The organism is Streptococcus dysgalactiae subsp. dysgalactiae (assembly GCF_900459225.1).
In the GTDB taxonomy this organism is placed as follows: domain Bacteria; phylum Bacillota; class Bacilli; order Lactobacillales; family Streptococcaceae; genus Streptococcus; species Streptococcus dysgalactiae.
Window position 1 is genome coordinate 1,276,637 of sequence record NZ_UHFH01000003.1, and the last position, 20,872, is coordinate 1,297,508.

Sequence of the window (20,872 nt, forward strand, 5' to 3'; positions counted from 1 at the left end):
TGTAATGTTACACTTTTTTCCGATCCTGCATTTTGATCAATGGCACAGCTTTTAAAAGTGTCATTTTTGAAAAATGCACGCAGTAAAAAACGGACAATCGTTACATTGTCCGCTTCTTATGTTGTGTCAATCAACATGTATTGTGGTTGGCTCCCAAGACAACATGTCTAATGTCATTTTTTGAAATTGGGCTTCAGACAGAGTTTCTAGCACTGTAAGTGTTATCTGTAGGTCTTCTTCATAATCTGTGACTTGGTCAGCTTGAAGCATTATCAAATCGTTTTTAATGACAGTTACGAGCTCCTCTTTTGTCAGTTGTGCCTGTTGTTGCTGGATGACTTTCTTGTCTTTGAGCCACTCATCTATCTCAAATAAGTAGGTCATTAGAATCACTTCAGTTGTCGTCATCATCTCTTCGGTTATCATATCTTTGTCCTCCTGATAGTGTTATTGCTTTCTGTGATGACCTACGTTGCACTACGGCATCGTAGGTCGATTGTCTTTTTTTACGCTTGATTCCTTTTCTTGAATGGCAGTTTGTGTTCTTGATGTTTTAGCGGCTGCTAAACTTTGGTAAAAGGGATGAGACTGCTTTTTCATTTCTTGTTTAGTCAATTGTTGGCCTTCTTTATTCAGTGTTACTGTTTGATATTGACTTAACTGTTGATCAATCCGTTCCATTAAGCTTTTGGCTTCTTCTTGCACGATTTCCAATTGTGCTGTTAAGTTGGCAAGTCCGTCTTTTTCTTTTGACCAGGACGCTAAATAAGGAAATGACTCTTGACTGGTATCGAATCCTAGATAGTTCGACACAACGTAAGCAATGGATTCTGCTTGAAGTTCTTTCGAACTAATCGTTAGTTTACCATCAAAGCGTTCGCTCAAACTTTTTTTATTGTGTAATTCCGAATGAGCCATTTCATGAATCAGCGTTGATAAAGTTCGTTCATAAGACATTCCTCTTTTAATAACGATTTCATTTGTCTGTGGACTATAGAATCCATCTTCTTGTCCAAGTTCTCTAAATCGAATGGGAACGTTATTGTTATTCTGAGAAATATCTCTTAAGCTACGATAGACATTTTGGTAGTAGTCTTTATCCAATTGTTCTGGAATAGTTCCCATGGCTTTAGGGAGATTGAGTTTTTTTCCTTCTTGGGGAGAAACCTGTTTAATGTCAAAGACAGGGACAGGTTTAAAGTAAGTGATGGTCTCCTTTTCTCCCGTTTCGGGATTAAGAATAGGTTTCCCATTCTTATCTTTTTGAATGACAGATACAGGCGCTTGAATGTAGATTGCTTTTTCACCTTTATTGACAGAGCCATTACGCTTCTTCCACTCTTGGAAAGACGCAACCATTGATGCTTCTGGAAACTGTGACATAATCAATTGAATATTTCGTGGCGAGTAGTTATTGAAGTGGGCCATCCCTTCTAGGTATTGCTTATAGGTATCACTATCAAAATACTGTTTTATGCCGTCTTGCAAGTGTTGATTCAGCGCTGCGGTATTTTTGGCTTTAATCATTTCTGACAAAGTGAAGTCACGTTTATTGGCTTCTTGTTGCCTTGTCACCTCATTATCAGAAACGTTGGTTGGGTCTGTACCATTTGCCTTTTCGACATTATCTGGAGTCCCATCACCATCACTATCAGAACTAAAGGGATTGGTGCCTAGAGTGATTTCTTCATCATCGGTTAACCCGTCTCCATCCGAATCTTTAGGATAATTAGTCTTTTGGTTGCCTTTTTCTTGTAAGTTTTCTGTTTGTATTGGTTCGAGTTCTCGGTTTACAATCATATCTTTTAAGGCCTGTCCGCCGTCCGTAATGTATTGATTGTTAATAGAGAGAATATTAACCTGACCATCTTTTTCACTAACGACACCAAGAATAGCCTTATTTGAAGCAACTGACAAATCTGACTCAAGTTTATGTGTCACTTTCATTAATGATGCTGGGAAGAATTCACCGTCAACATTCCTAAAAGCAATTAAGACATCACGATCTTCTGTTCGAATCGCCTTAGCTAAATCAAGACGATTCATCCGTTCAACCTCTGATAGATCATCAAAAATAAAACTGTTAGCATCTATAACAGCTTTAAAATCAGGTAAAACTTGAATTTTACTAAAGGTCGCTCCTCTGTTAGCAATCATAATATTTTGATAGCTCCCCTTACCTTCAACAAGGTCAGTAAGTGTTTTGGCAGCAGTTTGGTTTTCATTAATGGCAAACAATCCAATCAAATGAGGGTAGTGTTCCGGCTTAAAGGAAATTTGAAGAGCTTGTAATTGATTCTCATTTTTGTAAAAATAGGTCACTTGACTGTCTGCTAGCTCTGATTGATACCAGGAGGCATTTTCCTGGATTTGTGATGCATAACGATTCAATTTATTCAACTCTTTCGTGCTAATTGGGTGATAGCCTTGCTTATAAATTGACTTTTCAGTCTCAGAAATGGTAAAATGAAGTAAAGATTGAGACTGAGTTTGAGTCGGTGACGGCTCATTCAAAGAACGCTTTAACTGAGCGTTAGGTAGGGGTGCTGCCTCCTGAGACTTCTCAGGTAAATCCCCGATTGGGTTCTCAGTCTTTTTTGTTTGCCCTTGAATAGTATCAGGGGCTTTTTGTGTATCCTCAGTTTGTAACATTGTTCTTAGTCCTTTCTTTTGTTTCAAATAATCATTCCAATCCATTTTACTCTGGTATTCTTTCCGTGGTGGGAGGTCTACGGTAATTGGAATGCCATCTTCCTGTAACTCCTTAATAAAGTTTCGACCTGACTCGTCATTATCAACGGCAATGGTAATCAGATTGGGATTATTTTTAAGGATTTTGGTCGTTTGGTTAATGGCATCTATCGCTCCTCTAATCGACTCTCTGGGCATAGTTTGAGAATACTGACCACCAGTTAGTAAATCTGCTGTATAGCGACTAATAATCCCTTTTTTGATTCCGTCCATAGCCACTAAGCGGACATCCTGTAAACTCTCCTTATGCAGTTCATAATAAGAGAGAAGGTCAATAGGAGCTTCCGTAAATACGAGACGTTTAGGTGTTCCAACGTCCAAATGAAAACCTGCTAGACCGTCTGAATGCTTCATGATTTGTTTGAGACGGCCACGTTCAGGATGCTGGACTTTATTTTCAACGATCCCCTGAAGGCTACCGCCGATCATTCGACCGTCTTCCGCAAAACTTTTAAAGATAATAACAGGTTCAAAATAATCACCCTTTTTCAATGTCGCAGAGCTCATACTACCTGATGCGAAAACAAATTCAATGGTCTCATCAGATAGTCCCCGTTCTTCTTTTAAATACTGTCGTCCTAAGTCAAAATCGTGATATTCATAAGGGGCGAGGTAATGCTTAAAGGGTTCTCTAACGTTTGGTGTTACCGTAACCGATTCAAATTGCCCTGTTTCTAAGAAATTGACAGTTTCTCGAAAGCTAGGTTTCTTTCCTGTTAGCTCTTCTTGAATGATTTGGACTAAATCAATGGTATTGGTACCCACGCTTCTTGACCACCAACGAAAGGTGTTAGTTTGGGGATAAATATGAAAACTGTCGTGTTCGTCCCAATAGAGATGCCCACCTGAACCTTGTTTCAAGTTAATTCCTAGTGAACTCGCAACGGCCACAATATCTATAGCGATGAGTTTCTGACGTTGCGATTCAAAACGCTGAGATAATAAATCTCTTGTATTTGCCATAGGTTTTCCTTTCTGCTAAAACAAAAAGAATGGAAGCCTTAAACCTCCACTCGTTGATCCTCAAATGAAATCTCTCCGAAATCTTCTCGGTCTTCAGGGGGAAGTTCAAAAATCTCTCCAGTACCCATATCCACTAGTTTTTTAGAGGTTTCTGGTGTCTGAGAGGAGCTTTCTGAAGGCATTTCAGGATTAGTTACAGGGACTTGGTCATTAACTGACGTCTCAGGAGCTGATTGACGTGTGTTGTCAAAGCCGTTTTCTACTAAGAAGGCTTGGTAGTTAGACATATCAGGAGCCCAAATGTGGTCTTCTGGAATTTGTCCTGTCATGACAGCATCAATAAATTCCGCACCTTCTTCCATAAAGCGTTTATAGTGATACCATGTTTTATCCTGATAGTGATTAGCTAACCAATCTTTCATAGGATGATTTGATACCATGGCTTTCTTATCACGAAAAACATTTTGTTTGGAGATAAAGACTAAGGCTTCATCGACACCGATACGAGCAATCTCATCTGGGGTCATAAGATCCCGTTGATGCGCTTGTCTACTGGTCGTCCCTGTTCTTCGCTGTCCCCGTTGTTCCGAATAACTGGTCTGGGTAATGGTTTGTTTACCTGCACGCATCGAAAAATACTTCATGGTATCTTCATCATTGGTTCCTAAAAATAAAAGCGTTGCACAGTTATTAATCATCGATTTTCTAGCAGGTACACCATATAGGCTGTCTAGTTGACTAATGGCTTGAATGATGATTTTAATAGACATCTCACGGCTACGAATAGAGGCTAGGACTTCGTTAAAGTGTGGCATCTTACCACAATTGGCAAATTCATCGAAGTAGAATTGCACGTGTAATAAATCTTTCAGTTCATAGCCTTTCTTCTGACCTTGGATAATAGCATCTGCACTATGAGTCAATTGGTCAAAAACAACTGTAAAGAATGTGGAAGCCAAGAAGCTATAAGCCTTATTAGTTTCTGAAATGGCCACAAAGACTGCTGTCTTTTCGGTATTCCAAGTATCCATCTCCATCGTATCAGTCTTAATGAGATTTGTTACAGCATCATGATCAAAAATGGAGTACTGAGTGGCCACAATAGCTAAGACACTAGTCCTGGTTTCTGCCTCAAAGTTACTGTTAAAGAGTTCCCACTGTCGACAGGCATAGTTACCTGGTAATTTTTCTTCCAATTGCTTAAACATCTTCTCAACTGCACTGAGTTCCTTTTCATTGGGGCGTTTCAAATTTCTAAGTAAATCTGCCACCATTGATAAGTTCGGTTCATAATGTCTCACCTGGCTATCAAAATAAAGATAGCCAAGTAAAGCACGGTTCAAAAGAAGCTTGGCCTGATTCCAGAAGTCCTCTCCTTCTCGATCTCCCTTTTTTGTCCCTTCGACAATGGCTTCTGTAATGCGATCAATATCCAATTCTGATCTCATATACCTAAAGGGGTTAAACATATCCGAATTGGCTAAGTTAACCAGATCAAAGATTTTGATTTGATAGCCATTTTCTTTTAACATTGTTCCTACTTCTCGGACAAGCAACCCTTTAGGGTCCGTTACGATAAAAGAGGAATTCATTTGCATGAGATTTGGCTTTACATAGGTGTAGGTTTTTCCATCTCCAGGCAGACCTACAACTAAGACATTTTTATTGAGTTGCCGCTCAAACGGCAAGCGCTTATTAAAGAGTCCCATTTGAGCTTCTCTCGAGAAAATCATATTATTTCTTGGTTCTTCATCTTGAAAACCTTTTAATTCTTGGGCTGTTGCCATACGAGCTGAACCCGATTCTTCTCCATGCCGATAATTACCATCTAATCTAATCTTTAGATAGAAAAATAAGCCAACAAAAAAGCCCACTAGTGCAGAAAGAATTGCTAGTGGGCTAGTATTCCAATAAAAGTAAGGTGGTTCCGTTATCTTTTCAAAAACATAGGTATAGGGGGCAAAGAGATTAGTCATATCTGTCTGTGGTGCCATACAATAAAGGATATAAGCACGATGTGTCAGGTAGGCTATAAGCAAACTGAGCAGAAGATAGGGAAGCAATCGTTTACGTTTTAGTTCCATCAGATCCCCTTTCCTTTCTTCTTGTTTTTTACGGCTTCCGTTGATTTCTTAGAGGTTTTCTTGAGGTTTTCAATCTGTTGTTTAGGGGTTAATTCATGAGATTTCTTCATGTATTTATCTAGTGCTTCTTTTGGATTAGACACAATTTCCTGATTGATTTTCCTGAGAGCTTCTTGAATGACCTGTTGATTAGTAGCTTCAAACCAGACTTGCTTGGTGCCATCTCCATTCTTTTTAAAGTGAAAGTTAACCCCTGACTTTTTGAGTTCTTTTCTTAATTTTTCAAGATTAACCTCAGCCTCTTCAAAGTCGATATGATCTTTTGTTCGGGGTAACTGATTGAAATCCTTCCAGGACATCTCCCCTGATTGTTTGTGCTCTTTATAAGTCTTAGCTCCTTGGCTAACAGCATAAGCTAAAAACTGAAATAAGTGCTTCCCTGTATCCAAGGTGACTCGTGACCCTTTTTCCATAACTCGTTCTTGATCCATATGCTTCGTCTCCTTTCTTCATTAGGGGTAAGTGGTTAGTCTTGGCTTTTTGATAACAAGATAGCCATACTGAGCCTTCTTATCAGCCCTGACGGCTAGTGTTAGGCGCTTACTTGATACATGATCTTGTGCTTTTTTGATATTAACTACATAAGTCACAAGGGTTGTATCCCCTTTTGTTTCCTGACTTTCCAGTAAGACGCTGACTGGTATGACTTTCTCTGTTTTAAAATCTTCTTTAGGAAGTTTCTCTGATAAGTAATCTTCTAAATTGAGACTTTGAGAGAAGTAACTGCTAATGAAATAGCGACAAAAGACATCTGCCTTTTGATTGGTCACTACCGTCTCTCCTTTGGGAGTCACCTGCGGTTGTGTCTTAACTAACTGCAAGGTCTCCAAGGACAAGTAGATACTCGCTATCGATAGTACCATCGGCAGCAACCACATCAGCCCTTTTACTAACTTGAAGACGCCCGTTTTAGATTGGGAATCATTGGAATTTGAACTATTAATAGCTTGTGGTTGTTGTTTTGATTCGGAACGTTTCCAGAACGGCTTCTTAGCATCCCCCTTTCGTCCAAATTCACCGATTAATTCCTGAACTTCTTTGTCTTCTTGAGATGGGATGGTTATTTCCATTGATTCCATAATCTCTTCGTTTTTATCCAGATGAAACAGATAAAAGCTAGTCCTCATATTTAACTGCAAGCACCGTTTTTCCTCTCCTTCTAGTGAATATAGAAGAGCTGCCAGATTCTGAAATTCCTGTTCCTTCCCATCAGATTGATTCTGAATGCGAAACATTACCCTTCACCTCCAAATTCTTCTTTGTGAGTGGCTAAAATAGCTTCTAAGCCGTGTAAATCAATACCATATTCGGCCATAATTTCCTGTTGGCGTTTGCTTTCTAAGATGGCAATATCATCTTTTAGCGTTTTGATTTTCTTTTGAAGAGCGTCTTGACTTTCTTGTGCTTTTTCTAGCTGTTTTATCTTATCCTCTAAACGTTCTTGAGTGGATTTCTGACGACGGCTTTTTGATGAACTGGTTTGATTAATATATTCTTCATTTGTCATGTTCTTATCTCCTTTACTTTCTTTAGTCTGTTTCTGAAGGCGTAATTGCTCCATAAGCTTCTTCGCTTTCTGTTAAGTCAGATGAATCTGTTAATAGTAAGGTGCTCATGTGATTCACTAAAAAGTTACCATGAACTTTTGCATAATCTAATTGAATGGTTGTATGATTGACAACTCCCTTTTGTGCCCCTTCTGAATTATTCTTTTCCTTTAAAAGATCGTTTGTATAAATGACCTTGCAAATGACTTGATGATTGATGTGATCAATATAGATTTGTGCTGATTCAAAAGCGTAATTAATAATATAACCTTTATACGTTTGACTCTGAGCCTTATTTTCTTCTGAGACTGTCGCATTATAAAGCCCTTCGGTCATATACTCTTTATACCGCTGACGATTTTCTTCTAAATCTTTCTTCGTATAATAAGCAATTAGAAACTTCTTGACTAATGATTCATTCAGCCGCTTATCATCAGACTTATTTGTCGTTGATACTTTTGTTTCTGAACTATCTTGACTATTTTTACCCATTTGGCCAAATCCAAATCCTATACAGAATATTAGAATAAGACAAACGATCCCAATCGCTCGTTTAAAATAGGTTACTTTTACTGTATCAATCATGATTACTTCTCCTTCTTGTTTTATTATTTAGGTGTCGCAAAGCTATAAAAAGGAGCTGGGCGACAGACTCGATAGTGAATTTTATGTTGAATCCCCCCATAATTGAGTTCAGACACTAAAAATGAGCCATCTGGGTTAACCACTTCTACAATCCCAACATGGCCCCATTGTGGAAATGTCCCATCAAAACCGCCCGCCGTTGAAACAACAGCTCCCTTGATGGGAGTTGGACTATATCGCCAGCCTTTAGCAACCAAAGATGCCACCCAATTTTGGCCATTACCTAAATAGCCATAAGAACCTGATAAATCGGTAATACTACCTAGCTCCACTAGACGATTGTAGCTATACCAAGTACACTGTCCTACAGGATAACCATTACCAGCCTGTGTCGTCATCGCTCTTTGGGTTGGTGGGTTAGGAAACCTAGAACGATACTCTTCTGGGAAGTTATACGATGAAGCAAGCGTACCTCCACCTACAATATTAGGGTATTTAAACCAAGAAAGTGCTTGCTTGGCAATAGCTTGTCTCTGAGCTAATTTATTACCAGGTACACCTTCCCATTTGGCTAAGAACTCGGCTGTTAAACTATTCAGATCACTGTGCCCAGTCGCAATCTGTTTAAAGATGTTAATGTAGTAAGGATTATCCCCTTCCAACATAAATTGAACTTGTAACTCTAGACTATACCACTTTTTACCTTTACGTTTAGCGTAGGCTCGTAATAACGTATTACGATTCGCACCGTCAGAGGTATCTGTCCATTGTCCTAAACCGAGTCCTCGATGAAGGATATTCGGATAGCCACCGCCATAAATGGCCGGGCCACCTAACGTTAACCAGGACTCGTCATCCCAAGAAGAGTCAGAAGCGCCTACTGGCGGGCTGAGGTAGTCCCCTTCAGCTCGCTTAGGGTTGATGCCAGACTCTACTCCAAAGCAACCTACAATAGCTGCAATTCCATTATCGGTTGCCTGGGGCAAATATTTTTTAACCAAATCATAGAATTGCTTGGCTCGACCACCCATTTCAGATGGGGTTTGAGTCACAATAGTTGTTTCTGCATACTTCACAAAGGGAAAATAAAAGCCTGGGTTGGTGAGTACCCAAACTTCTTTCTTATCCTTCTTTGTTTGTATCGTATAGCCGTAAGGAACCTCTCTATCCCTAATATTTTTTAACCATGCGGCATCTTTATCATCTACTTCCCCGTAGCACTTAGCATACGCTATTTTTTGGGTGCTTCCTGAAACCGTAGCTAATTCTTGACCCGTTTCAACCCTATCTCCTGTCTTCACTCGACTATTTGAGACATCATAATAGATAAAGCGGGCCTCCTTATCTTCAATAATGAGGTTAGTGGTTTTCGTTTTTTCACCCTTTAAGTCTTTTGTGGTAACAGTTATTTTACCATCCATAACCGCATACAACTTTTGACTGGCTTTTGCTTGAAGTGTCGTCGTTGGATCAATGGTAGCTTGATCAGTATAGCCATAGCGTTTTGCCACAGTCAAGTATTCTGAATCTGCTTTGTCATCATTAGATGAATAGAAGGGGTTAGAAAGTTCTTGATAAGCTAAGAATTTGCCCGTTTCGGCTTGACTATCTAGAATCTCCTTATATTCCTCAAGATCATCTTTTGAGAACTTGATCCACTCTTTCCCATTGGTATAGAGTTCAGCCATGGTTTTTAGGTGATCAATATCTTGGTTTTCTTCCTTCCAAATATCATCTAGGGCATCTGAGAAGTGATTGAAACCTAAAGCACCTGTGACTTTTCCACCAAAGCCATCGTCCCACCTGGCATCAGGTTCCCACTCTCCACCATAGCGGTAATTCATATAGAGTAAGATGGAATCAATATCGGTATAGTAATCCACCTTATCAGAAGACTTCTGACGGTCTACCTTTGAAATATGAAGCCAGGACTGATTGAGAGTAAATTCATTTTGTTGGACCACATTACTCGAAAAGACCGAAGATACCAGGATAACGATTAACAAAAGCAAGCTGATGACTCCAGTCACAACCCAGGTTATCGGATTAGCAATAATGGGCGTAATGGCGCTCACTAATGCTTTTGAAGTAGCCACAAGAGTTTGAGTGGTTTTAGAAGCCACTTTAACCGTTTCTTGAGTAGCTTTTACGCTTCCTTTTCGTGTTTGATGATAGGCGTACTTAGTTCCTTTAGCTCCTAGTTTTACCGTTCCCTTGGCACTACGATAGGTCAATTTGATACCTTTACCGGTTGCACGTCCTGCTTGTTTAGCCATCGCTTGGGTTTGACGAATCTGATGCTTAGCTCTCACCAAATCAGATAAAGTATCATCTTGTTCTAACCCCATTTCTAGGATTTCTTGACCTGTTCGTTTAGTGATACGCCTACCTGTCTGTCTGGCTTTTTGACTAAGAGTTGGATTGGTTTTGCGTACTTTCTTTTTGACTTTTTTAGCATCCTTGTACTTAGCTTTAGCTTGTTTTAGCTTCTCCTGAGCTTTTTTAAGCGCTTCGTCGTCTATTATTCCAGCCCTAAAGTCTGTTTGTGCTTTTTGATAGGCTTCTCTAGCTTCTTTTAACTCTTTAGTGGCTACTTGAAGCTCTCCTTTCGCTGCTTTTTGAGCCTTTCTAGCGGAAGACTGGTTATGCCTGTGGACACTTGCTTTAATCTGACGTTTTCTTACAACTCGACTTCTAAGGTCTTGTTTTTCTTCTGTCACGGTTGCCTCCTTTCATATTGATTAACGTCCTAATTATTCTTACTCCATTTTTCGATAAGCATCGGTTGCGACTAAGCGAAATAATTCTGTATCCTCAGGAATAGGATTTTCAAATGGGACAGTTGTTGTACCTGCAATAATTAAGCCCGTTCCAATCGCTTTTGGCTTTTCAATATAGCGAACGAGAGCATCGGTTAGATTAATGGTTTTTAGTAAGTAGGGAATGGTCGTTTTCTTTTGTTTTAAGAGCACGAGGAACTCACTATTATATAGTAAGTTGCGACCTTCTTTCCGAGAAAGCAATGTTTCCACATTCTGCGTAATCCCTGTTGGGATTGACCCGTATTTACGGATACGTGCATACATTTTAGAAAAGAAAGCTGCCTGGTCATCTGTTTCAAATTGATTCTGCATCTCATCAAAGTAAACCCTAGTCACAAACTCATCTTTGTGATCAACGACGTGTTGCCAAATATAATCCTGAATGACCATCATGGCAAAGGGTTTTAATTTCCCAGATAGTTTTTTCAAGTTAAAAATAACAACTTGGTTATTGAGGTCTACATTCGTTTCATAAGCAAAAATATCTTGAGATCCTTTGGTATAGGATTCTGATTTTAGAGCGAGACTTTGCGCTTCCTCTTCAGGCTGTTCCAAGAGAATATCATGCCAATCCTTTAGGGTTGGGATGCGATCGGTAATCTGTTCATAACAAAGGCGAGTGACACGGTCAATAAGTGACACATCATCGTCAGTCACTTCTTGAAGGATATTTTCAAAGAGTCCCATGATAAGAGATGCTTTTTGCCCTACAAAATCTTTATCTTCATCTCGAAGCTTATCCAGATCAGGAATATCCATGAGATTAAAATGGGTTTTCGTTCCTGGATAGATATCAATAACCTGAGCACCAAAGGCATGGCCAATGTCCACGTACTCTTCCTCGGGATCGACTATGATGACCCGATCGTTTGGAAAACGTAAAATAGCTGGAATGACTTCGTTTATTTTAACAAAAACAGACTTCCCTGACCCAGAAGACCCAAGAATAACACCTGAAGACGTATATAAATCCCGTTGTCGGTCAAGAGAAATAATATTATTAGAAATTTGATTTTGACCATAGTAATTAGCTAGTGGACTTTGAGATTGTAAGTCTGTATTAGTGAATGGAATTTGGGTAGCTATATTGGTTGTCGTCATATCTCGCATAAAGCGACGTTTAACATCGATATAAGTCTTTCCAATCGGTAGCATACTATTGAGCGCTTCCTCTTGGTGATAATAAGTTTCCTCAAATTCTATCACGTGTTTGCGTCCAGCCTGTTTGATGCGACTTGTGTAGTCTGCCAATTCTTCAGCACTATCAGCTTTTACCATAACCAAAAAAACACCAGAAAACATTTTCTGATCGTTGTCATTGATTTCTGCTTTCCATTTTTCAGCTTCATCTGCCGTATCTTGAGCAACACTAGAAACTGCTAAATTACTAGAAATCCCTTTTTGAGCAGCAGACACTTGAGATTTAACCATGTCCATTTTCACACCTGCCTCAGCTGTATTGACTTTTTTCACCGCTTCAGCAACGTCATAAGGCTGGGCATGAATGGAAATAGCTAATTCAATCCCAATGTCTGTTAAGGATTTAATGAGTCGGTCATTAAGGAAGGCTGGGAAAGTTCTGGCAAAGAGAATCTTACAATATTTCTTATCCATCATAAACTGGTCAGGTTGAAACCAAAGACGACCAGGAGCGATGAAGGATTTAGTGCTCAGACCTGAAATTCTCACATCCTTATAGTCCACATCGAGGTAAGGATTCCCTCTCAGCAAATCCGCAAAGATATTGAGCCTTTCTGTCCCATCTAACGACTTGAGAAGGACATCAACTAATTGAAACTGTGTTGTAAAATGGGTATCAACATCATTTAACTTACGGTAAGCTTGTTTCCGATCTTTAGCCCTTGTCGAGACCGTCACAAATTTTTCCACTTTAAAGTTATTTTGATCTTTTGCAAAGCGAGAACGGATAATATTATTGTATTCTTTCCGAAAGACATCTCGCTCATCACCTTCTAAGTCATAGGTAATCTGATCCAGTAAGGTTGTAGGGACAGGACGATTAAGAATCGTCAACTGATAGGTATTTTCACTATCTAGACCATTTAAAGCATCAACATAGTATTCAATAATATCTAGTTTTTCGTCTTCACTACCTGTGATGTAATTCGTATCGCCTAATTGCCAAGACTTGGAATAGGTTTCATCAACAATGTGCATGAGTCCATCTTCAAAGAGAGAGGTGTACTGAATTGTATTTTGTGTACTAGCCTTCAGAGCTCTCTGTAATTGTTTTGCTCGTTCTTTTTCAGTTTTCATTAGGGTCATTCCATTCTTGGACACCCTTTTGGGGAATAAACGCACCATGAATTTCCTCACTTTCATATTCGGTTTGGTAGGCTCTTTCTTGCACCTTGAGCCTAAAGGTAATCACTTCTTTGATGTGTTCATCTTTTTTGATGCCATAGATAAAGGCCGGTGGCACGGTTAAAACTAGCGAGAGGTAAAAGAGAATGCTTGGCAGCTGCAGCAATGAGATAACTGTCGCAAATCCAACCCCCAAGACAATTCCCACAAACATCAGAATTTGTCTCCAGGTAAAACTTCCGATAATGCCTCGCTCAAATTGATCTATGGCCTTAAAAAATTCACTTCCTAGTTTGTTCATTGGTCTCCTTTCTTCAAGTGGTATAATATCCATAATATCTATGGAATGGAGAAAAAGGTACATGTTCAAATTTTCAGCAAATTCGCTTCAAATCATCCCAACTTTACAACCTTTATTTTTAGTTTTGTTCATAACGGCTATTATCATGCCTGAAACATTTCAAATGGTCATAACTGTTTTCACCTCTTATATGCCTGTTATCCCGTTTGGGATAATGGAGCTGGTATTCAGTTATAAGCTATTGACCATGTTATACCTAGGGGCTAAATTGATTGATGATATCTTATCCTTCAATAACAAAATGGCAATACCAGTACTGTATGGTATTTGGAATATCACCACATTCATCGTCTTATACCATGCTTGGACGAAGCCCGAGGGAGTTTTCCTGCTATTTTGGCAATCAAAAGAGAATCTCCTAGAAGTATCAATTCTCCTTTTGGGGTTCCTGCTATTTCTTTTTGATAAATTAGAAACTATCACAGCTCTCTACGTAAACTCCCATAATCCGTATAAAAAGATAATTACCATTTGTGGTTCTATCATAACTGTCCTATTTTATTTGATAAAACTATAGCACTTAACAAAAATGATTAAGCAATAGAGTATCGCAACAATCCAACAACATACAAATTCAATGTAGGCAAATACCAGTCTATACTTATATTCCAATAGTCCTACCTGTTCGGGACGTTCAAAGCCTTTGGCATCCCAATGAGACGGAGGTATTTTCTCGGCAATATAATCCACCTTCTTGCTTTTAATCACTTTTATGGCTATGCGACTTAACCAAAGGAATATGACTATCAGCAGTGGTTCATAGATTCTTATCGGATAGTTAAACATATAGTTATAGAGTCTTTCAAACATTGGGCTCCTTTCTGTCATAGTTGGTTTGATTATCTGATGATTGAGTAGATAACCCATAAAAAGAATCAACAATTCCAGCAGTACGCATAGCTGATTGCATAGCAGAGCGAGCGAGTTCTGAAGCAGCGATACTTCTGACTTTCAGCTCCCACAGCTCTTCTTCTTTTTCCTTGATGAGACCGTCCATCCATTCATTATCTCGGGTAAGTTCGTCTCGTCTTTGTTTCAGTTGTTCTAATTCCATTAGACTATCCTTTCATATATCATAGAGCTTGGTCTATCATGAAACCTGTAATAACTGCTTGGCTTTGCGCTGAGAACCAAATAACAAAATTAAAAAGATAACACACTTACCTATGTAACTGATCGCTGGTGCATACGTCCCTAACCAATTATTCTTATCCAACTGTATTGCAGTATCAATCTTAAAACCTTGCCAAATTAAAAGAAACAATACTATAACAGCTCCTTGAAGAGCAACGGCTCCGAAGGTTTTAAGAAAATTTTTAGCAATAGGTCTAGTATCATCTCCCATCCAAAAAGCAACGATAACTGGAGCAATTGCTTTATAGAAATAGAGTTCAATAAAACGAAGTAATACCATAACTTTTATAGACATAGTAGCTGCCGCTCCAATTAGATATGCTAGGAAGTTAAGACCTGTTCGTATTCCATAAGCTCCTTTTTTCAAGGCTTTAAATTCAAATAAATTACTTCCACTTAAATCTATACCAATAATTTTGGTCACACCGTTTGTAAACCATAAAATGGCATTGAGGATAGCTCCTGATTGGGAAACTAAAAAGTAGGCTATGAAGTATTTAACAGCCACTTCTAAGAATAGTTTCCACGTCATCTCTCCCCCCTGGTTACGAATAAAACGATACCAAGATAACAGCTCAATTAAAAATAAAATGGATACTAAAATGTATCCAATGGCCATGAGGGATTTATTAACGGCAGTCATGGAATTATTTACTGAGGAATTGTAGCTTCCTAGTCCCTTGGTTAGCTCTGAAAGTATATCTTTCATCGGTCTCCTTTCTGTCAAAAATAAAAAGAACCTCGAAAGGTTCTTAAGTATTAAGCTTCTGTTTTTGAAAAAGTGGTTACTAATGCTACGAATAGTGTAAGAATAATACAGATTATGATGTCAATTTCAGTAAAATAAATTGGCTCTAGGGCATTCGTCATAAAATCCTGTGCGAAAAAACGAAGCAGAGCTGGCGCTTGCATCAAGGTATTTATATTGCGCCAAGTTAAAAACTCAGCCAGCAAAACTCCAACAATACCTTTTGTCACAACACACATAACTACTACAGCAAAAGCAGATTTAATCAGATTAAAAAAGAAGAGGGTGAGATAGACTGGTGATTGAATAAGAATGAGGAGAGCTCTAAAGAAATTTCGTGTCACAAAGCTGAGCCCTGTTTTTAAGCGTTCCCATAAGCTTGGTCTGTAGGAAGCATTGATACGCTCAATCTCAGCTTGTGTTTCTTCTGGTGTATGAAACGCGACAATTCCTTCCCAAAGATCAATCCCTTGTTCAAGTTCTTCAGCTGTTGGTGGACGACCGTGTCGCTTTTCAAAGTCCTTGGCAAATGCCACATAATCAAAGCTTTCAGACATCTTCTTCCCTTCCTCTCGTTCTACTTTATTATCTCTATTATACCATATTTTAGGTCAATGGATGATCCATTTTCGTTTCTTTAGCCACATTTTCTAAACTAGGTTTAAAATGAAATAGCTCGCATAGCAGCTACAATCGCAGCTGCTACACCAGCAGCAATTACCGCCAAGGCACCTCCTGAAATCATAGAAGTAAACCCCTGGTCCATCATCTGAGGACTTCCGTTTTTACGACCTGCAAAATAATCAAAAGCTCCTGTCAAGATCCATCCCAGTCCGACAATCGCAAGTATTGCTCCCATAGCGGTGACAACACGTACAGCTGTATCCATTTTTATCAATCCTTTCTTCATAAAAATCAAGGCTAGAAGGTTCTAGCCTTGAACAAACCAGGAAGCCTTATGTCTCATCTTTTTTTTAGTTCTCCTGGTTACTTAGTTTTATGACTTTTCGGTCACTACTCTAGTGATAAACCAAAATCTATCCACTCACCCTAACAAGTAACTAAGAGTAAACTTTTTCGGCTAATTTTTGAAGGGAAAGGAGATCTCCCCTAATAGTCACTTGCTAGAGAGAATGGATAGACCCAAAGCAACTTGCTTTGATGGCTTATCCATTAACTGCTTACTATTGACGCTTTTTAAGTCCCACAAGGCCTAAAAGTGATAGTAAACCTGCTCCAAGAACCGTTAGTACAGATACCCCTTGCTCTCCTGTGGATGGTAAAGCTGGTGCTTTAGGTGTCACAGGTTGAGGTGGTTCTGCCGTATGAGTGGTGACTTTATTAGACTTCACAGGATTACCGTTGACATACAAAGTGTACTCATTTGTCACATCACCTGCTTTGATGCGTTTAACAACCACAAAAGCATCTGCACCAAATTCGCTAGAACGAACGACTTTAGCTAAGAAGTCTTGCTTGAACGCTAATTCATATTGTCCTGTTTCTTTGTTATATACTGTTTCTGTATATTGAGCGAGATCAGAACCTTTTGAAATTACCATGCCATCTGATAAAGTAATATCAACTGTCGCAAGGACCTTGTCTTTCTGGTAGAGGTCATGCGTGTGCTGAAGATGATCCACAAATTTATATTCTGTTAGGTCATAGCCACGACCTGCTGGGATGACCCAACCTTCCAATTTATAAGTTACTTCATCACCGATTTTCACTGTGCCATTTTGGATAGACTTACCATCTTGGTCAAGCACTTCTTTATGAACAGTTAATTCAGGCAGGTGGTTAACCACAACGTTGCCGTAATAGCCATTGCCCATATCTAATTGATAGGTTTGGTTAGTAATGTCACCTTTCTTGAATTCCTGCTTAAGTTTAAAGGACAAGTTGTAGGTAATGTCTAACCCTTTTTGAACATAAGCTTTGTAAAAGGCTGCTGGGTCTTTAGCTACCCACATGTAAAATTCACCGACTGGAGAAATGCCTGATGCCTTGATGAGTGCTTTTAGCTTATCGTCAAGCGTATCTTGAGACAACACATGGCGCATCTCTAAGAGATTGGTCACATCATCTCCGTTAGCGGCATTAATTGAATTCACAACGAGTGAATGACCATCTATCGCTTCATCCTTGTAATCATCGACATAGATAAAGCCTTTCATGACACTTTCTTTGGCAGCTGTCATCCCTTTGTACTGATCAAAATCTTGCTTAGCCAGGTAAGTCAGCGTGCTGTTTGGCAAGACAGACTTCCCATCAATGGACTGACCCTTGTCATCCACAATGGTTTTAGTTGGCTGAATCAGATTATCATGCGGTGTTGGATTATCTCCTCCTGGGTTACGAGGTGTTTTCGGATCGTTCCCTGGTGTATAAATCACTGGTGTGTTAGAGGTTACCATATAGCTACCAGTTGGAGTAGTGACCACCGTCTTAAAGGTATTGTGATAAGTTCCTGCATCATTCAGTAAACGACCAACCAATGATACCTTAGGGACTTCTGCTTCTTGGTCACGTTTAGCATTGAAGTGCTCCAAAAGGGTTTGCGAAGCCTTAAGACTAACCTTCCCTGCTTCATCCGTTGTTATCACCCAATCAGGAGAAAAGGTTTGTGTGGCGGTAACATCTAACTCAAAACCATCTGGTAGTGGATCAGTTAGTTCATAGCTTGTGATGTCCTGACGACCAGCTTTGAGAGAAGTATTAACAAGCTCCCACGTTACCGTTGATCCTTTTGGTACCAGTTGTCCATCGATATTAACCTGATCACTATTAGTAACAGACTTAACATTTGTTGGCGTTTGTTTCACTTGAACAGGATGAACCATAACCTCATAGACGACCTTTTCAGGAACGGTGACATGGGGTTTCACAACTGGTTTAATCGGATTATAAATCTCTGGCGTAAAGCTCTTGAGATCTGGCTTAACCGTTTCAGGTTTAACTGGAGTTGGTGGGACTGGTTTTTCCTTCTCTAAGTTTGGAACATCATCTGTTGGCTTTTGAGGAGCTTCTGGGACTGGTTTTTCTTGTTCTAAAACAGGTTTAACTGCCTCTGGTTTAACTGGGGTTGGTGGGACCGGCTTTTCCTTCTCTAAGTTTGGAACATCATCTGTTGGCTTTTGAGGAGCCTCTGGGACTGGTTTTTCTTGCTCTAAAGCGGGTTTAACTGCCTCTGGTTTAACTGGGGTTGGAGGAACAGGCTTTTCCTTCTCTAAGTTTGGAACACCATCTGTTGGCTTTTGAGGAGCCTCTGGGACTGGTTTTTCTTGCTCAACTTTTGGTGTAACTATATCAGGCTGTACTGGCTTGTCTGGTACCTCTACATGTGGCACAGCATCATTGTTATTAGTATAAGAAACTAAAGCAGAACCATGTGTATCATGTACCCAGTCATCATGCAATTGAAATACTTTGATATCTTTTACAGCTTCATGCGGTTTTAGTTGGTAAGTTAACTTAAGAGACACTGTCTTATTTAAAGTTTCACTAAAAGTTTTATCACCATCATGGGCTTTGACAAATAATTCTTGACCTGTGGCACTTAAAATACGAAAAGCAATATTTTTATCAACTGCGTCATTTTTAGCTACATTTTGATATTCATACTTATCAAATGTTACACTATCAATATAAGCTGTAATGCTACCATCTTTATTAGCCTCATAATGATGATTAATTTTACCCGTTAAAGTCCCATGCCCAATTGTTTTAACACCATCGATCATGTCATGCTTAAAAACAAAAGTACCATCTGGTTGCGTTGTAACAGTCATGATTGAATTACCATATTCTGCATTATCAACACCGTTGGCTTTTGCATCAATTCCAAAGACAACCTGATCGATAGCTTTGTTTTCAGCTTCTTTTTTAGCCTGTAGTGCTTGTTGGTAGGCTGATAATTGAGCTTCATAAGCTGCTTGGAGCGCTTGGGTTTGACGCTCTGCTTCTTGTCGAGCTTTAGCATTACGATCACGGATAGCGGCATTTTCGGCTTTGATGCGCTCAATCTCCGCTAATTTTTGTTGGTATTCTGCTTGTGCTACTTGATTGGTTTGATTCGTTGCTTGACCTGCTTGTTCATTACGTTTACGGATAGCTTCATTTTCGGCTTCAATCTGCTTGATTTCTGCTAATTTTGCTTCATAAGCTGCTTGGAGCGCTTGGGTTTGACGCTCTGCTTCTTGTCGAGCTTTAGCATTACGATCACGGATAGCGGCATTTTCGGCTTTGATGCGCTCAATCTCCGCTAATTTTTGTTGGTATTCTGCTTGTGCTACTTGATTGGTTTGATTCGTTGCTTGACCTGCTTGTTCATTACGTTTACGGATAGCTTCATTTTCGGCTTCAATCTGCTTGATTTCTGCTAATTTTGCTTCATAAGCTGCTTGGAGCGCTTGGGTTTGACGCTCTGCTTCTTGTCGAGCTTTAGCATTACGATCACGGATAGCGGCATTTTCGGCTTTGATGCGCTCAATCTCTGCTAATTTTTGTTGGTATTCTGCTTGTGCTGCTTGATTGGTTTGATTCGTTGCTTGACCTGCTTGTTCATTACGTTTACGGATAGCTTCATTTTCAGCTTCAATCTGCTTGATTTCTGCCAATTTTGCTTCATAAGCTGCTTGGAGCACTTGGGTTTGACGTTCTGCTTCTTGTTGGGCCTTAGCATTACGATCACGAATGGCAGCATTTCCAGCTTTAATGCGCTCAATCTCTGCTAACTTTTCTTGATAGGTAGCTTGTGCTGCTTGATTAGCTTGATGAGTTGCTTGATTAGCTTGTTGGTTGCGCTGACGGATAGCTTCATTTTCAGCCTTGATTCGCTCGATTTCAGTTAACTTGGCCTCATAGTCTGCCTTTAATTGGGCATTCATAGTATCAGCCGCTTCTTGGGCTTGTTTATTTTGCGCATCTACTTGAGCTTGACCCGCTTCATTTTTTGCCTTAGTATCCGCTTCTCCTTTAGTATTAAGAGCGTCAACTCTAGCTTTTTCGTCACGATTAGCTTGATCAATAGCTTTATTTTCCGAAACTGCTTGATTAATAGCAGTTGTATTAGCTTCTTGCTTAGTTGTAGCTTCTGTTACAGCTTTAGTTTGTTTCTCTAAATCGGCTTGCGCAGATGATAAGCTATCATGCGTGACCTTCTCAGACTGTTTTACAGCAACACCTGCTTCCTGAGCTGTTGTGACAGCATTGTCCCATTCAGTGTCGCTCACATCTGATACTAACTCACCTGACTGATGGCCAGCTTGATGAGCTAGCTGTGTTTGATCAGCTCTTGGAGGTGTTTGTAGCGTTGTTAAGTTAGTCGCTGGGTTTAAAGAAGTTACATCATCCGCAAAAGCTGTCGATCCCAACGTCAAAGCCCCTGCTAAAACAATACCACAAACAAGACCATAGGCCTTTGTTTTTCTAAAATAGCCATAACCCTTAGTTTCCATTTGTTTCATGTTATTTTCTCATCTCTCTTCTAG

Annotated in this window: 15 protein-coding genes; all 15 read right to left on the reverse strand. The window is 39.5% G+C overall.

Features of this window, described 5'->3' with window-relative positions:
* Positions 1 to 126: 126 nt before the first annotated feature.
* The 15 genes from DYD17_RS06700 to DYD17_RS06780 all read right to left on the reverse strand — a co-directional run bounded on the left by DYD17_RS06700 (position 127) and on the right by DYD17_RS06780 (position 20,848).
* Positions 127 to 426: a hypothetical protein gene (locus DYD17_RS06700; protein WP_115276414.1), complete on the reverse strand. Its 300-nt coding sequence runs from the start codon at positions 424 to 426 to the stop codon at positions 127 to 129.
* 51 nt (positions 427 to 477) lie between these two features.
* A complete protein-coding gene (locus DYD17_RS06705) occupies positions 478 to 3,714 on the reverse strand; it encodes a PBECR4 domain-containing protein (protein WP_115276415.1) in 3,237 nt (1,078 codons plus the stop codon).
* A 38-nt stretch (positions 3,715 to 3,752) separates the two neighbouring features.
* Positions 3,753 to 5,798 carry a VirD4-like conjugal transfer protein, CD1115 family gene (locus DYD17_RS06710; protein WP_115276416.1) on the reverse strand — a complete coding sequence of 682 codons (2,046 nt, stop codon included), beginning with the start codon at positions 5,796 to 5,798 and terminating at the stop codon, positions 3,753 to 3,755.
* On the reverse strand, positions 5,798 to 6,289 hold the full coding sequence (locus DYD17_RS06715; RefSeq protein WP_115276417.1) for a DUF3801 domain-containing protein: 492 nt from the start codon (positions 6,287 to 6,289) through the stop codon (positions 5,798 to 5,800). Before DYD17_RS06715 ends, DYD17_RS06710 begins: the two co-directional genes overlap by 1 nt.
* Positions 6,290 to 6,310: 21 nt before the next feature.
* Positions 6,311 to 7,093: a hypothetical protein gene (locus tag DYD17_RS06720; protein WP_115276418.1), complete on the reverse strand. Its 783-nt coding sequence runs from the start codon at positions 7,091 to 7,093 to the stop codon at positions 6,311 to 6,313.
* Positions 7,093 to 7,365, reverse strand: a complete 273-nt coding sequence (locus DYD17_RS06725) for a hypothetical protein (protein WP_115276419.1) — start codon at positions 7,363 to 7,365, stop codon at positions 7,093 to 7,095. The genes DYD17_RS06720 and DYD17_RS06725 overlap by 1 nt, the downstream gene beginning before the upstream one ends.
* 22 nt (positions 7,366 to 7,387) lie before the next feature.
* Positions 7,388 to 7,990, reverse strand: coding sequence for a hypothetical protein (locus DYD17_RS06730; protein ID WP_115276420.1), 603 nt, complete (start codon positions 7,988 to 7,990; stop codon positions 7,388 to 7,390).
* 23 nt (positions 7,991 to 8,013) lie between these two features.
* Entirely contained in the window at positions 8,014 to 10,710 is a 2,697-nt protein-coding gene (locus tag DYD17_RS06735; protein WP_115276421.1) for a phage tail tip lysozyme, read from the reverse strand.
* Positions 10,711 to 10,749: 39 nt separating this feature from the next.
* Positions 10,750 to 13,098: a VirB4-like conjugal transfer ATPase, CD1110 family gene (locus DYD17_RS06740; protein ID WP_115276422.1), complete on the reverse strand. Its 2,349-nt coding sequence runs from the start codon at positions 13,096 to 13,098 to the stop codon at positions 10,750 to 10,752.
* Positions 13,079 to 13,438 carry a PrgI family mobile element protein gene (locus tag DYD17_RS06745; RefSeq protein WP_115276423.1) on the reverse strand — a complete coding sequence of 120 codons (360 nt, stop codon included), beginning with the start codon at positions 13,436 to 13,438 and terminating at the stop codon, positions 13,079 to 13,081. Before DYD17_RS06745 ends, DYD17_RS06740 begins: the two co-directional genes overlap by 20 nt.
* Positions 13,439 to 14,300: 862 nt before the next feature.
* On the reverse strand, positions 14,301 to 14,552 hold the full coding sequence (locus tag DYD17_RS06760) for a hypothetical protein (protein WP_115276426.1): 252 nt from the start codon (positions 14,550 to 14,552) through the stop codon (positions 14,301 to 14,303).
* Positions 14,553 to 14,588: 36 nt separating this feature from the next.
* On the reverse strand, positions 14,589 to 15,341 hold the full coding sequence (locus DYD17_RS06765) for a hypothetical protein (RefSeq protein WP_115276427.1): 753 nt from the start codon (positions 15,339 to 15,341) through the stop codon (positions 14,589 to 14,591).
* A 50-nt stretch (positions 15,342 to 15,391) separates the two neighbouring features.
* A complete protein-coding gene (locus DYD17_RS06770; protein WP_115276428.1) occupies positions 15,392 to 15,937 on the reverse strand; it encodes a hypothetical protein in 546 nt (181 codons plus the stop codon).
* A 104-nt stretch (positions 15,938 to 16,041) separates the two neighbouring features.
* Positions 16,042 to 16,269, reverse strand: a complete 228-nt coding sequence (locus tag DYD17_RS06775) for a hypothetical protein (RefSeq protein ID WP_115276429.1) — start codon at positions 16,267 to 16,269, stop codon at positions 16,042 to 16,044.
* Positions 16,270 to 16,564: 295 nt separating this feature from the next.
* Positions 16,565 to 20,848 carry an SspB-related isopeptide-forming adhesin gene (locus tag DYD17_RS06780; protein ID WP_115276430.1) on the reverse strand — a complete coding sequence of 1,428 codons (4,284 nt, stop codon included), beginning with the start codon at positions 20,846 to 20,848 and terminating at the stop codon, positions 16,565 to 16,567.
* Positions 20,849 to 20,872 lie beyond the last annotated feature (24 nt).

Coding starts and splice junctions, on each gene's coding strand:
- DYD17_RS06720 (WP_115276418.1), bottom strand. CDS start 7,093: ATGTTTCGCATTCAGAATCAATCTGATGGGAAGGAACAGGAATTTCAG.
- DYD17_RS06770 (WP_115276428.1), bottom strand. CDS start 15,937: ATGTCTGAAAGCTTTGATTATGTGGCATTTGCCAAGGACTTTGAAAAG.
- DYD17_RS06730 (WP_115276420.1), bottom strand. CDS start 7,990: ATGATTGATACAGTAAAAGTAACCTATTTTAAACGAGCGATTGGGATC.
- DYD17_RS06705 (WP_115276415.1), bottom strand. CDS start 3,714: ATGGCAAATACAAGAGATTTATTATCTCAGCGTTTTGAATCGCAACGT.
- DYD17_RS06740 (WP_115276422.1), bottom strand. CDS start 13,098: ATGACCCTAATGAAAACTGAAAAAGAACGAGCAAAACAATTACAGAGA.
- DYD17_RS06745 (WP_115276423.1), bottom strand. CDS start 13,438: ATGAACAAACTAGGAAGTGAATTTTTTAAGGCCATAGATCAATTTGAG.
- DYD17_RS06760 (WP_115276426.1), bottom strand. CDS start 14,552: ATGGAATTAGAACAACTGAAACAAAGACGAGACGAACTTACCCGAGAT.
- DYD17_RS06725 (WP_115276419.1), bottom strand. CDS start 7,365: ATGACAAATGAAGAATATATTAATCAAACCAGTTCATCAAAAAGCCGT.
- DYD17_RS06775 (WP_115276429.1), bottom strand. CDS start 16,269: ATGGATACAGCTGTACGTGTTGTCACCGCTATGGGAGCAATACTTGCG.
- DYD17_RS06710 (WP_115276416.1), bottom strand. CDS start 5,798: ATGGAACTAAAACGTAAACGATTGCTTCCCTATCTTCTGCTCAGTTTG.
- DYD17_RS06765 (WP_115276427.1), bottom strand. CDS start 15,341: ATGAAAGATATACTTTCAGAGCTAACCAAGGGACTAGGAAGCTACAAT.
- DYD17_RS06715 (WP_115276417.1), bottom strand. CDS start 6,289: ATGGATCAAGAACGAGTTATGGAAAAAGGGTCACGAGTCACCTTGGAT.
- DYD17_RS06700 (WP_115276414.1), bottom strand. CDS start 426: ATGATAACCGAAGAGATGATGACGACAACTGAAGTGATTCTAATGACC.
- DYD17_RS06780 (WP_115276430.1), bottom strand. CDS start 20,848: ATGAAACAAATGGAAACTAAGGGTTATGGCTATTTTAGAAAAACAAAG.